Here is a 12284-nt window from a genome sequence, read left to right on the forward strand (position 1 = left end):
AGCCTGTGGACAAGTGTCCCCCCGCGGCCGCTGGTTTGACCGAAGGAGGCAGCCGCGCGTACCGTGACGAGGTCGAGTTGTCGATGGCTGCTGCCGCCTGCCTCCGATGGGCACAGATCACGCAAGTTGATCGGTCAGCGGTGCACTCGGGCGTAACGCGAGCTACTCGTGGGCGCACGGTGACAGCCAGGACGGCACCCCGCAATCAACGACATCTTTCTGGAGCCCCCGAGTGAGCAAGCGCACCTTCCAGCCGAACAACCGTCGTCGCGCGAAGACCCACGGCTTCCGGCTGCGTATGCGCACCCGTGCCGGCCGCGCGATTCTCGCGTCCCGCCGTGGCAAGGGTCGCGCCCGCCTGTCCGCCTGATCCCGATCAGGTCATGACGTCGTGCTGCCCACCGACAACCGGCTGAGGCGGCGCGAGGACTTCGCGACCGCGGTACGACGAGGACGCCGGGCCGGACGCAGGCACCTCGTCGTACACCTTCGCAGCGGTGCTACGGACCCGCACGTGCCGGGGGAGAGCGCTCCCCCGGCACGTGCGGGTTTCGTCGTGAGCAAGGCTGTGGGGGGAGCGGTCGTGCGGAACAAGGTGAAGCGCAGACTTCGCCACCTGATGCGCGACCGAATGGCCCTGCTGCCCCCCGGTAGCCTGGTAGTCGTACGCGCGCTGCCCGAAGCGGGTGACGCCGACCATGCACAACTGGCCCAAGACCTGGATGCCGCTCTGCAGCGGCTGCTGGGAGGGGGCACGCGATGAAGTACCCGCTGCTGGTTCTGATCAAGCTCTATCAGTGGACGATCAGTCCGCTGCTCGGGCCTGTATGCAAGTACTACCCGTCGTGTTCCCACTACGGCTACACGGCCATCGACCGGCACGGTGCCATCAAGGGCACAGCACTCACGGCCTGGCGCATCCTGCGGTGCAATCCGTGGTCGCTGGGCGGTGTGGACCATGTCCCGCCGCGCAAGCGCCCGCGGTGGCACGAAATGCTGCGTGACGCCTGGCGTGCACGCAAGGGCGGGCCTGCCTCCGCCGAACCGGCCACCGAAGGACAGACTTCTTCCGTAAGTCCGACAAGCCCTTCGAGCCCGGCCGCAGAGACCTCGCCCCATGCCCAAGGAGCATGATTAGTGGACACGATTGCCAGCCTCTTCAGCTTCATCACGACACCTGTCTCCTGGGTCATCGTCCAGTTCCACTCCGTGTACGGGGCCATCTTCGGCCCCGACACCGGGTGGGCCTGGGGCCTGTCCATCGTGTCTCTGGTGATCCTGATCCGTATCTGCCTGATCCCGCTCTTCGTGAAGCAGATCAAGGCGACGCGCGCGATGCAGACGCTCCAGCCGGAGATGAAGAAGATCCAGGAGCGCTACAAGAACGACAAGCAGCGTCAGTCCGAAGAGATGATGAAGCTGTACAAGGACGCGGGCACCAACCCGCTCTCCTCGTGCCTTCCCATCCTGGCGCAGTCCCCGTTCTTCTTCGCTCTGTACCACGTGCTCAACAGCATCGCGTCCAACGACACCGTCGGCGTGATCAACGAGCGTCTGCTGGAGAGTGCGCAGAAGGCGCACATCTTCGGTGCCCCGCTCGCGGCGAAGTTCACGGACAATGCGGACAAGGTCGAGGCCCTCAACGCCTCCCTGACCGATGTACGCGTCGTCACGGCGCTCATGATCGTGCTGATGTCGCTGTCGCAGTTCTACACGCAGCGCCAGCTGATGACGAAGAACGTCGACACCACGGTGAAGACGCCGTTCATGCAGCAGCAGAAGATGCTGATGTACGTCTTCCCCGTCATCTTCGCCGTCTTCGGTATCAACTTCCCGGTCGGTGTCCTCGTCTACTGGCTGACCACCAACGTGTGGACCATGGGCCAGCAGATGTACGTCATCCACAACAACCCGACGCCGGGTTCCAAGGCGCAGGCCGCGTACCTGGAGCGCCTTGTCAAGCACGTCACCCACCACGGCAAGACCCGTAACCGCCGTGATCGTGCCGTCGTCAAGGCCATCGTCGCCAAGGGCCGGGACCGTAACGAGTACGAGCGCAAGTTCGTCAACGGTCTGAACAAGGCGGGCCTCGCGGCTCAGGCCGACGGTGCCGTGATCAAGAGCGACGCCACGGCCGCCGCGCAGGCTGAGGACGGCTCTCCGGCCACGACCCAGACCGCGAAGCGTCAGCAGCCCAAGCGGCAGAGCAAGTCCCAGCGTCAGGGCGGTGCAGCGAAGGCGGCTGGTGAGCCCACCTCGCTGACCAAGACCGAAACGCCCCAGGACGACGTCAAGCCCGCCGCCGCTGCCCAGAAGGGCAACGCGAAGTCCGGCGGAAGCACCCGCAGCAGGGCCCAGTCCGGACAGCGCAAGGGTCCGCAGCGGCCCAAGTCCCCGTCCAAGAAGTAAGAAGGAGTCCATCCCGTGACGGAAGGCACCACCTCCACCGCTGCCGAGGGCGCAGACACCCTGACCCGCCTGGAGCAGGAAGGCGAGATCGCAGCGGACTACCTGGAGGGTCTGCTCGACATCGCCGACCTCGACGGTGACATCGACATGGACGTCGAGGCCGACCGTGCCTCTGTCTCGATCATCAGCGACTCGGCCGGCCGTGACTTGCAGAAGCTGGTCGGTCGGGACGGTGAGGTGCTGGAGGCGCTCCAGGAGCTCACGCGTCTGGCCGTGCACCGGGAGACCGGGGACCGCAGTCGGCTCATGCTCGACATCGCGGAGTACCGCGCCAAGAAGCGGGCCGAGTTGTCCGAGCTGGGCGCGAAGGCCGCCGCAGAGGCCAAGAGCAGCGGTGAGCCCGTGAAGCTCGACCCGATGACGCCGTTCGAGCGCAAGGTCGTGCACGACGCGGTCAAGGCCGCCGGCTTGAACAGTGAGTCCGAGGGCGAGGAGCCGCAGCGCTTCGTCGTCGTGCTTCCCGCCTGAACGGTTCCACGTTCCACCGGCCCCGTCTGTTGCGCAGGCGGGGCCGAATTTTGTCAGCCTGATAGTTCTGTGGTGCCGGCTCCCGAGGCCGGCACGCTACGGAAGGACGGTCCCCCGTGACGGAGGCAGCGGAGCTTCCCCCCGCGCCCGAGCAGGCCCGCGAGGTGTTCGGCGATCGTTTCGCGGACGCGGTGCGTTACGCTGAGCTGCTTGCTGAGGCGGGAGTTCAGCGTGGTCTGATCGGCCCGCGGGAGGTGCCGCGCCTGTGGGAGCGGCACCTGCTGAACTGCGCGGTGCTCTCGGAGGTCGTGCCCGAAGGTGTCACGGTGTGCGATGTCGGTTCGGGTGCCGGTCTGCCGGGCATCCCCTTGGCGCTGGTCCGCGAGGACCTCAAGATCACACTGCTGGAGCCACTGCTGCGGCGTACCACTTTCTTGACCGAAGTCGTGGAGCTGCTGGGGCTGGACCATGTGACGGTCGTGCGCGGCCGGGCCGAGGAGGTCATGGGCACGATGTCTCCGGTGCACGTGGTGACCGCACGAGCCGTGGCGCCGCTCGACCGTCTCGCCACCTGGGGCATCCCCCTCCTTCGGCCGTACGGAGAGATGCTCGCGCTCAAGGGTGACACTGCCGAGGAGGAGCTGAAGAACGCGACCTCGGCGCTGAACAAGCTCGGCGCCGTGGCGACCTCGGTCGTGCATGTGGGTGAGGGGGTGGTGGATCCGATGTCCACGGTGGTGCGGGTCGAGGTGGGGGAAAGCCCCGGCGGTGTGCGTTTCGCGGCGAAGCGCGCGAAGGCTGCTCGCGCCGGGCGTGCGCGGCGCCGGCGCGGATAGGGGCGTAGGGGCGCGGTCTGCCGGGCAGCAGGACATCTGACGGGCAGGCTTGCGTCCTGAAGGGGCAGATGTACTCCACACAAGCTGCCGAACCTTCGTAGGCCGGAGTGTCGCGGCAGCGCGGCCCCGGCTGCTGTGCATCGTGTTTCACGTGAAACGTCGCTCCCTGCTGCACGGCATCATCAGTCGCGGTCGCGCCGCGGCCGAACCCCGCGATCGTAAGCCTCTCGGTTCACGCAGAGAGGGTCCTGTTCCCCGCGAGGCTTCGCCCCCCTCAGGGGGTACGGAGTTGTCCACAGAAGTGGATTTCTCCACAGAACGCCAGGCCTCACTGGTTCACGACCCCGAAGACATGGGAGGCTCTGTTCATTGCGAGCCTGAAGTCGAGGAGAGTGAATCCACCTTGCGGTCCGACGCCAACATCGCGGGACCGATGACCGACCCGGTCCCCGGTCCCCGTGCCGAATCGATGGGGGCAGATGTTTCACGTGAAACACCGCCCCCTATGGACGACACTCCCATCGGTCGCTCTGCCCAGCTGGCGGTGGATGTACTGGGCCGCGCAGGCGAGGGCCTGCCACGGCCCGAGCAGACACGCCTCATGGTGGTCGCCAACCAGAAGGGTGGCGTGGGCAAGACGACGACGACCGTCAACCTCGCCGCGTCGCTTGCGCTCCATGGCGCTCGGGTCTTGGTGATCGACCTCGACCCTCAGGGCAACGCCTCTACAGCCCTGGGGATCGACCACCACGCCGAAGTTCCTTCCATCTATGACGTGTTGGTCGAGAGCAGACCACTGGCGGAGGTTGTCCAGCCGGTTCCCGACGTGGAGGGTCTCTTTTGCGCACCCGCCACGATCGATCTCGCCGGCGCGGAGATCGAGCTGGTGTCACTGGTGGCGCGGGAGAGCCGGTTGCAGCGTGCCATCCAGGCGTACGAGCAACCGCTGGACTACATCCTCATCGACTGCCCTCCGTCCCTCGGCCTGCTGACGGTCAACGCGATGGTGGCGGGGCAGGAGGTCCTGATCCCGATCCAGTGCGAGTACTACGCCCTGGAGGGCTTGGGGCAGCTGCTCCGCAATGTCGATCTGGTGCGGGGCCACCTCAACCCCTCCCTGCACGTATCGACGATCCTGCTCACCATGTACGACGGCCGGACGCGCCTCGCGTCCCAGGTTGCGGACGAGGTGCGTAGTCACTTCGGTGACGAGGTACTGCGGACAAGTATTCCTCGCTCTGTGCGTATCTCGGAGGCGCCGAGTTATGGGCAGACGGTGCTGACCTACGATCCTGGATCGAGCGGTGCCCTCTCCTACCTCGAGGCGGCACGCGAGATCGCGCTGAGGGGCGTGGGTGTCAGCTATGACGCGTCGAGCGCACACAACGGTGCACAGCAGAACGATCCGAGCATGGTGGAGGGCGTCCAGTGAGTGAGCGACGGAGAGGGCTGGGCCGTGGTCTTGGCGCACTTATCCCTGCTGCCCCGACAGAGAAGGCGGTCGCCCCGGCTGTGACGGGAGGCGTAGCTTCCTCCTCTCCCTCTGCGCCGCAGGTGCTGCCGAACGAGCGCGGGGTGGCTGTGGCCAAACTGGCCGCACTTCCTTCTGTTCCACGTGAAACAGAGGAGCCGTCGACGCGTGGTGCGGCGGAGATGCCCATGCCTCCTCTGGGGGCACACTTCGCGGAGATTCCTCTCGATTCCATCAAGCCGAACCCGCGTCAGCCGCGCGGGGTCTTCGATGAGGATGCGCTGGCAGAACTTGTCACCTCCATCAAGGAGGTCGGTCTCCTCCAGCCCGTCGTCGTACGGCAGGTCGGGCCCGCGCACTACGAGCTCATCATGGGTGAGCGCCGCTGGCGGGCGTGCCGTATCGCGGGGCTCGAAGCCATCCCGGCGATCGTGCGGGCCACGGAGGACGAGAAGCTCCTCCTGGACGCCCTTCTGGAGAATCTGCACCGGGCCCAGCTGAATCCGCTGGAAGAGGCAGCCGCCTACGACCAGCTGCTGAAGGACTTCAACTGCACGCATGATCAGCTGGCGGACCGTATCGGCCGTTCCCGCCCGCAGGTTTCCAATACCCTGCGTCTGCTGAAGCTCTCGCCGAGGGTGCAGAGCCGGGTGGCTGCCGGAGTGCTCTCCGCCGGGCACGCGCGGGCCCTGCTCTCCGTGGAGGACTCCGAGGAGCAGGACCGGCTGGCGCATCGGATCGTGGCCGAAGCGCTCTCGGTGCGGGCCGTCGAGGAGATCGTGACCCTGATGGGGTCCGGGCCGCAGAAGTCGCCGCGATCCAAGGGGCCGAGGGCGGGTGCCCTGGTCTCTCCGGCGCTGTCCGATCTGGCCACTCGTCTTTCGGATCGTTTCGAGACGCGGGTGAAGGTCGACCTGGGGCAGAAGAAGGGAAAGATCACCGTCGAGTTTGCCTCCATGGAGGACCTCGAGCGCATTCTCGGCACCCTCGCTCCTGATGAGGGGCCGGTTCTGCAGAAGAGTCTTGTGGACGACGACTCAGTGGAAGATTCCTGAGCTTCGGCCAGGTCAGCCGAACAGCCGACCGCGGGCGGATCGTGTCCGATATATCCCGGAAACGATCCGCCCTTTGCTTTCTGGCGGTATCGGTGGAATCGCTTCATGGATACGATGCAGTGAGACAGGGTGTGTCCACCGCCAGTACCTGAACCTCTGAGCGCAAGGCAGGGCCATGCGAATGATGAGCCGCACCGGATGGGTGGGAGCAGGGCTGGCGATTTCCGCCTTCGGAGGGTTCATCGGCAGCCTGTTCAAGGAGCGGCACGCTCTGGCAGCCGCCCGCGAGGCAGCAGGCGGAGGAAGCGAGGAACAGGCTTCATGGGGCGTCGGCTCGTACCGCTCACGCTGGACAACCTTCAGGACCTTCCCCGGCGCTGTCGTTCGTGTGTCTTCTGGGAGCTCGACCCCGTCAGTGGTGAGGCAGCAGTAACGGCGGGAACGTCAGCGGTCGAGAAGGAGTCGTGGATCTCGGCTGTGCTGCTGGACTGGGGGTCCTGCGGAAGGGTCGTCTATGTCGATGACGTCCCCGTGGGCTTCGTTCTCTACGCCCCTCCTGCCTATGTGCCGCGTGCCATGGCGTTTCCCACGAGCCCTGTGTCGTCCGATGCCGTGCAACTGATGACCGCGTTTATCGTGCCGGGCTACCAGGGGCAGGGTTTGGGGAGAGTGATGGTGCAGACGGTGGCGAAGGATCTGCTGCGTCGAGGGGTCAAGGCGATCGAGGCCTTCGGCGACGCGCGTTGGAAAGAACCGGCCTGTGTTCTCCCTGCTGACCACCTCTTGGCCGTGGGGTTCAAGACGGTTCGTCAACATCCCGCGTATCCCCGGCTCAGACTGGAGCTGAGGACAACACTGTCGTGGAAGGACGATGTCGAGATGGCGTTGGACCGGTTGCTCGGAGCCGTCCAGAAGGAGCCGGTATTGCGTCCCCTCTGATGCGTCGCCGTTCTGGTGTACGTCATGCGAATGGGCCGACCCGTCCGGGTCGGCCCATTCGTGTTTCACGTGAAACGTGTGCCGCCGACGAGGCGGTCGACGTTCACTCGCTGATGAACTCCTCGAGGTCGCGGACGATCGCGGCCTTCGGCTTGGCACCGACGATGGTCTTGGCGACCTCGCCACCCTGGTAGACATTCAGGGTCGGGATGGACATGACGCCGTACTTGGCGGCTGTACCCGGGTTCTCGTCGATGTTCAGCTTGACGACCTCGATCTTGTCCCCGTACTCCGAGGCAATCGCTTCGAGGGAAGGGGCGATCTGGCGGCAGGGACCGCACCAGGCGGCCCAGAAGTCCACCAGGACGGGCTTGTCGCTCTTGAGGACGTCCTGGTCGAAGGAGTCGTCAGTCACATTCTTCAGGGTGCCGGCCACGGTGGGCTCCTTAACTACTGATCGGTGCGTGGTGAGGGTGGAAGTCAGACAGCGGTCTTCTCGGGCTCGGCCTGCTCTCCGTCCGCGAGAGCGGCAAGGAACCTCTCGGCGTCGAGGGCGGCGGCACAGCCCGTACCGGCCGCGGTGATTGCCTGGCGGTAGGTGTGGTCGACCACATCGCCGGCACCGAACACTCCGGTGAGGTTCGTACGCGTCGAAGGCGCGTCGACCTTCAGGTAGCCCTCTCCGTCCAGCTCCAGCTGGCTCTTGAAGAGCTCCGTGCGAGGGTCGTGCCCGATCGCGATGAACAGGCCGGTCACCGCCAGGTCCGAGAGTTCGCCGGTCTTGACGTTCCGCAGCTTCAGACCCGAGAGCTTCTGGTCGCCCTGGACCTCTGCGACCTCGCTGTCCCAGACGAACGAGATCTTCGGGTCGGCGATGGCACGCTCCTGCATCGCCTTCGAGGCCCTCAGGGTGTCGCGGCGGTGGACGACCGTGACGGACTTGGCGAACCGGGAGAGGAAGGTGGCCTCCTCCATCGCCGTGTCACCGCCGCCGATGACGGCGATGTCCTGGTCCTTGAAGAAGAAGCCGTCACATGTGGCACACCAGGAGACACCGCGGCCGGTGAAGGCATCCTCGTTCGGCAGGCCGAGCTTACGGTGCTGCGATCCAGTGGCGACGATGACGGCCTTCGCCTTGTGGACCGTTCCTGCGGTGTCCGTGACGGTCTTGATCTCTCCGGTCAGGTCGACGGCGACCACGTCGTCGGGAATGAGCTCTGCCCCGAAGCGCTCTGCCTGGGCGCGCATGTTGTCCATGAGCTCGGGGCCCATGATGCCGTCCTGGAAGCCGGGGAAGTTTTCGACATCGGTGGTGTTCATCAGCGCACCACCGGCGGTCACGGCGCCCTCGAACACCAAGGGCTTCAGCGACGCACGAGCGGTGTAGAGGGCTGCCGTGTAGCCGGCCGGCCCCGAACCGATGATGATCACATTACGGACGTCGCTCACGGCTTGTTTCCTCGTCTCTGGGCTGTGTCATCCGACCGGTGGGAGCTTCTGTCGGAACTCTCACCTCACCCAACGGATTTTAAGGGGCGAGCATTCCCGCTGTGCCTGAGCACACCGATGGAACTGACGGACGTGGTTCCCGGGCGGGCGCGGGCAGGCGCATACCGTACGAGATACCGCTCAGGACGGATACGGAGCGTCGACTGTCAGCCGCGGGTGTAGGAGTTCTTCAGCAGAATCTTCGCCGTGGTGGCCGAGGACGGATTGCCGACGCAGGTGGCGTCGACGATGTAGGCGGTCACACGGGTGTCGTCGGAGGGGTTGGGAAGCACCACCAGGAGAGCTTCTCGCCCTTTGTAGATGCCCTGTTCTGTGGCGAGTGCGGCGTCATCGCGGCCGATTCCCTCGCGGACGCATGCCGGGACCGTGGGTTGCTGGAAAACCCTGGGGCTGGCGGCTTCGGGCTCCGATTCCATTTCCAAGGTCTGCGGCATGCGGGAGGACGCGCCCTTCCGCTGGTTCTGCGCGAGGAGATCGGAGACCTGCTTCCCCAGCTCACTTTCGGTGAAGGTGTCCGAGGCCGTCTGCTGAACGACACCCGGGCCCGTCTCGTCGTTCTGGGACGTCAGGAACAGTGTGCCGAGTCCCAGAGTCGCAACGGTGAGCACGGTTCCCAGCACAGCCGCCTTGCGGCGGCCGCGTTGCATACGGTCCTTACGACCTGGACCGGTGGTGGAAGGGCGTGGGCGCCCTGAGGGGCGGCCCGTCGACGTCGATGTTTCACGTGAAACATGCGCACGGTCCTCATCGGACGGGGAAGGGGAGAGGCCGACCAGCTCTGTGGCCTTCTCGGACCCCGGTGCCCTGGCATGCAGGAGTGCTTCCGCGGCGAGCGCGGCATCGATACGGCGTGCCACTTCGGCAGGCGTACGGGGTGGACCCGGCACCGTGCCAAGCAGTCCCCTGATCTCCTCCAGTGACGCATGGACGTCTGCGCAGAGGTCGCACTCGTCCATGTGTCGGCGCACAGCGGCGGTTCGAGCGGGTGACAGGAGTCCCTCGGTGAGGTCGGAGATCTCCGCGACGTCCGGGTGCTCCGTCATGTCTGGTGTCGATGTCACGTTTTCCCACCTCCGCCCTTCACTGCCGCTGGGTCACTCGGGCTTGTAGCCGGCGGATCCGCTCGATGCGGTCCCGCTGCGGGTGGGACGGATGCCCCCTGCGTCCGGTTCCGTTCCCCCTCCCGCTTCCTGCTGTCACCGCTCCCGTCCGGCCGTAGATGGTGCAGAAGGGGAAGGAGTCTGGCTCTGCCTCGGGCGCAGCGGCTCTTCACCGTGCCGGTGGGCACATCGAGGATGCGGGCGGCCTCCGCGACGGGGTAGCCCTGCATGTCCACCAGCACGAGAGCCGCCCGCTGATCGGGTGGGAGAGTTCCCATGGCGGCTATGAGCTGACGGTGCAGATCGTTGCGTTCCGCGGGAGCCGAGGCGGACTCGTGGGGCTCCAACAACTGTTCCAGGCGCTCTGTGTCGTCGACCGGGGAGGTCTTCCGGGATGCAGCCTTGCGCGCACGGTCCAAGCACGCGTTCACCGTGATCCGGTGCAGCCATGTCGTGACGGCCGACTGGCCTCGGAAGGTATGGGCGGCCCGATAGGCGGAGACAAGAGCGTCCTGAACCGCGTCAGCGGCCTCCTCCCGGTCCCCCAACGTCCGGAGGGCCACCGCCCACAGCCGGTCCCGGTGTCGGCGTACCAGCTCGCCGAAGGCTTCGGGATCGCCCTCCACATGGCGGGCGAGGAGGTCCTGATCGCTTGCGTCGTGGTGCGTGGTGCCGTCCGGCATCGGACCCCCTCCCCTCGCTCGGTGAGACGTCAGCCGGTGAACTTCAGGTCGGTGATGGCCTGCTTGTAGCCGGCACCGCTGTAGCCGTCGGCGGGCGCGTTCGGGACGGCCGTGATCCACAGCAGTACGTACTGCGTCTTCACCGGGTCCGACGCCTTCACATTCAGCGATCTGTCACTGGTCGTGGCGGATCCGATCTCCTTCATGCCGTCGATTCCGGTCGAAGGCGTCAGCGAGTCGGTGGCGTAGAGGTGCACCGTCGTGTGGTCACCGGTGTACCGGAGCCCTATCGACGCCGCCGAGACCTCCTTGGCCGAGCCGAGGTCGTAGACGATGCCCACTCCGGGTTTGTAGGGCGCGAGTGCCGGGCCGGCGTTGTACTTCTTGGTCCGCCAGTAGGTCGACTCGTCATTGTCGTAGGTCTTGGCCACATCACCGGGGGCCTGGGCCGCACCGGTCGCCACGTACTCCTGAGAGCCTTGGATCGTGAGTGGCTCGGCCGGCTTGGGTTTTTGGGGGCTCTTGTCGTTGCCGTCCGTCGTCTGCGTCTTGTTGGTGTCGTCCGCGCTGCCGCCCTGGTCGATGAGGGCGTCCGCGAGCTGCCAGCTGCCCAGACCGAGTGCGGCGATCAGCAGTGCCGACACGGCCCACTTCAGCGCCTTGCCCGTACGGCTCTGCAGCGGGGGCGGCGGGGCCGGCGCCGACTGGGTGACGCCCAGACCGGGTGCCGGACGCCCGTAGGAACCCTGCTGGTACGTCGTGCGCTGGTAGTCCGGCGGGGTGGTGAAGGCAGGCTCCGGTGGACGGATGCGGGGCATCTCGCCGATCGCCTTCACCAGCTCCTCCGGCGTGGTGCACGGGGACTCATGCCGGGAGGCGGTGGCGCCGTCGTTGGCCAGTGCGCGCATGGCGAGTTCGGACAGGCCGCGGTGGACACCGGCCCGCACCTGGTCGGGCGGGATCAGACCGATGTCCTTCGGCAGCCCTGACAGACCGTATGCGTCGATCTCGTACGGCCAGCGCTGGGTGAGTGCCGCGTACAGCAGGGCACCGATGGATTCGGTGTCGGTGCGCTGTGGGGTGTCGGAGCCGATGCCGCGCAGTGCCGCGTTCACGGCGAGACCCCGAATGCGCCACTGGCCTGTCGAGGTACGCAGGACCGCATTGGGGTTCAGGCGCAGATGGGCGAGTCCCTCGCGGTGGGCCGCGGCCATGGCGGAGGAGATCTGACTGGCCATCTGATAGGCGTCGTACACCTCGAGTGGGCCGGCCGCCAGGAGCGCGGTCAACTCCGTGGCGTCGGGGAGCCACTCGTGGACGACGTAGACGATGTCGTTCTCCTCGACGGCGTCCAGGACCTGAACGAAGCGAGGGTCGCCCAGCAGGGCGGAGGAGCGAGCCGAGGCGAGGACGGAGCGGGCACGGGAGTGGTCCGCGGGCAGAATGTGCACACCGACGGCGCGGCGGAGTTTCTCGTCCACGGCACGCCAACTGCTGAACCCGTCCAGACGGGTGACGCACTCTTCGAGACGATAGCGTCTGGCGAGCTTGTGACCGCTGTGCAGTTCGAGCGGCGACGGTGTCCCGGAACCCTCGGTCCCGGTGTTCTCCTGTGCCGCGTCGCTGTCCGTGTCCTGCTCCCGGTTCTTGACCACCCCGTCGGCCGTGGACTGGCCCGCCTGCGCGGTCAGCGGCTGCTCGCCGCTGTTGTCTGCCACGTCGACGGCAGCTGTGCTCCGTTCCGCCACCGTCGT

The 12284-nt window shown here is 66.4% G+C and carries 14 protein-coding genes; 9 read left to right on the plus strand and 5 right to left on the minus strand.

Annotated elements, in window-relative coordinates; genetic code table 11:
- Positions 1-232: 232 nt before the first annotated feature.
- The 9 genes from rpmH to PYS65_RS18155 all read left to right on the plus strand — a co-directional run bounded on the left by rpmH (position 233) and on the right by PYS65_RS18155 (position 7238).
- Positions 233-370, plus strand: a complete 138-nt coding sequence (rpmH, locus tag PYS65_RS18115) for a 50S ribosomal protein L34 (RefSeq protein ID WP_003949374.1) — start codon at positions 233-235, stop codon at positions 368-370.
- Positions 371-391: 21 nt separating this feature from the next.
- Positions 392-763 carry a ribonuclease P protein component gene (rnpA, locus tag PYS65_RS18120; RefSeq protein ID WP_279334986.1) on the plus strand — a complete coding sequence of 124 codons (372 nt, stop codon included), beginning with the start codon at positions 392-394 and terminating at the stop codon, positions 761-763.
- The gene (gene yidD / locus PYS65_RS18125) at positions 760-1134 is read left to right on the plus strand and encodes a membrane protein insertion efficiency factor YidD (protein ID WP_279334987.1); all 375 of its coding nucleotides are present in this window, start codon (positions 760-762) and stop codon (positions 1132-1134) included. Before rnpA ends, yidD begins: the two co-directional genes overlap by 4 nt.
- Before the next feature lie 3 nt (positions 1135-1137).
- A complete protein-coding gene (yidC, locus tag PYS65_RS18130) occupies positions 1138-2409 on the plus strand; it encodes a membrane protein insertase YidC (RefSeq protein WP_279334988.1) in 1272 nt (423 codons plus the stop codon).
- Between the two features lie 15 nt (positions 2410-2424).
- The gene (locus PYS65_RS18135; RefSeq protein ID WP_279334989.1) at positions 2425-2937 is read left to right on the plus strand and encodes a Jag family protein; all 513 of its coding nucleotides are present in this window, start codon (positions 2425-2427) and stop codon (positions 2935-2937) included.
- 116 nt (positions 2938-3053) lie between these two features.
- Entirely contained in the window at positions 3054-3773 is a 720-nt protein-coding gene (gene rsmG, locus PYS65_RS18140; protein WP_279334990.1) for a 16S rRNA (guanine(527)-N(7))-methyltransferase RsmG, read from the plus strand.
- A 352-nt stretch (positions 3774-4125) separates the two neighbouring features.
- Positions 4126-5205, plus strand: a complete 1080-nt coding sequence (locus tag PYS65_RS18145; RefSeq protein WP_279337988.1) for a ParA family protein — start codon at positions 4126-4128, stop codon at positions 5203-5205.
- Complete coding sequence (locus PYS65_RS18150) at positions 5202-6299, plus strand: ParB/RepB/Spo0J family partition protein (RefSeq protein ID WP_279334991.1); 1098 nt, start codon at positions 5202-5204, stop codon at positions 6297-6299. The genes PYS65_RS18145 and PYS65_RS18150 overlap by 4 nt, the downstream gene beginning before the upstream one ends.
- A 321-nt stretch (positions 6300-6620) precedes the next feature.
- Positions 6621-7238 carry a GNAT family N-acetyltransferase gene (locus PYS65_RS18155; RefSeq protein ID WP_279334992.1) on the plus strand — a complete coding sequence of 206 codons (618 nt, stop codon included), beginning with the start codon at positions 6621-6623 and terminating at the stop codon, positions 7236-7238.
- Positions 7239-7341: 103 nt separating this feature from the next.
- On the opposite strand, the gene trxA is transcribed toward PYS65_RS18155, so the two are convergent.
- The 5 genes from trxA to PYS65_RS18180 form a co-directional block, all read right to left on the minus strand.
- The gene (gene trxA, locus PYS65_RS18160; protein WP_202275015.1) at positions 7342-7674 is read right to left on the minus strand and encodes a thioredoxin; all 333 of its coding nucleotides are present in this window, start codon (positions 7672-7674) and stop codon (positions 7342-7344) included.
- 44 nt (positions 7675-7718) lie between these two features.
- On the minus strand, positions 7719-8687 hold the full coding sequence (gene trxB, locus PYS65_RS18165) for a thioredoxin-disulfide reductase (protein ID WP_279334993.1): 969 nt from the start codon (positions 8685-8687) through the stop codon (positions 7719-7721).
- Between the two features lie 206 nt (positions 8688-8893).
- Positions 8894-9808: an anti-sigma factor family protein gene (locus PYS65_RS18170; protein ID WP_279334994.1), complete on the minus strand. Its 915-nt coding sequence runs from the start codon at positions 9806-9808 to the stop codon at positions 8894-8896.
- Positions 9805-10530, minus strand: a complete 726-nt coding sequence (gene sigM, locus PYS65_RS18175) for an RNA polymerase sigma factor SigM (protein ID WP_279334995.1) — start codon at positions 10528-10530, stop codon at positions 9805-9807. Before sigM ends, PYS65_RS18170 begins: the two co-directional genes overlap by 4 nt.
- A gap of 29 nt (positions 10531-10559) precedes the next feature.
- A complete protein-coding gene (locus tag PYS65_RS18180) occupies positions 10560-12278 on the minus strand; it encodes a protein kinase family protein (RefSeq protein ID WP_279334996.1) in 1719 nt (572 codons plus the stop codon).
- Positions 12279-12284 lie beyond the last annotated feature (6 nt).

It is taken from the genome of Streptomyces cathayae (genome assembly GCF_029760955.1).
Taxonomy (GTDB): Bacteria; Actinomycetota; Actinomycetes; order Streptomycetales; family Streptomycetaceae; genus Streptomyces; species Streptomyces cathayae.

Coding starts and splice junctions, on each gene's coding strand:
- yidD (WP_279334987.1), top strand. CDS start 760: ATGAAGTACCCGCTGCTGGTTCTGATCAAGCTCTATCAGTGGACGATC.
- PYS65_RS18145 (WP_279337988.1), top strand. CDS start 4,126: ATGGGAGGCTCTGTTCATTGCGAGCCTGAAGTCGAGGAGAGTGAATCC.
- PYS65_RS18155 (WP_279334992.1), top strand. CDS start 6,621: ATGGGGCGTCGGCTCGTACCGCTCACGCTGGACAACCTTCAGGACCTT.
- sigM (WP_279334995.1), bottom strand. CDS start 10,530: ATGCCGGACGGCACCACGCACCACGACGCAAGCGATCAGGACCTCCTC.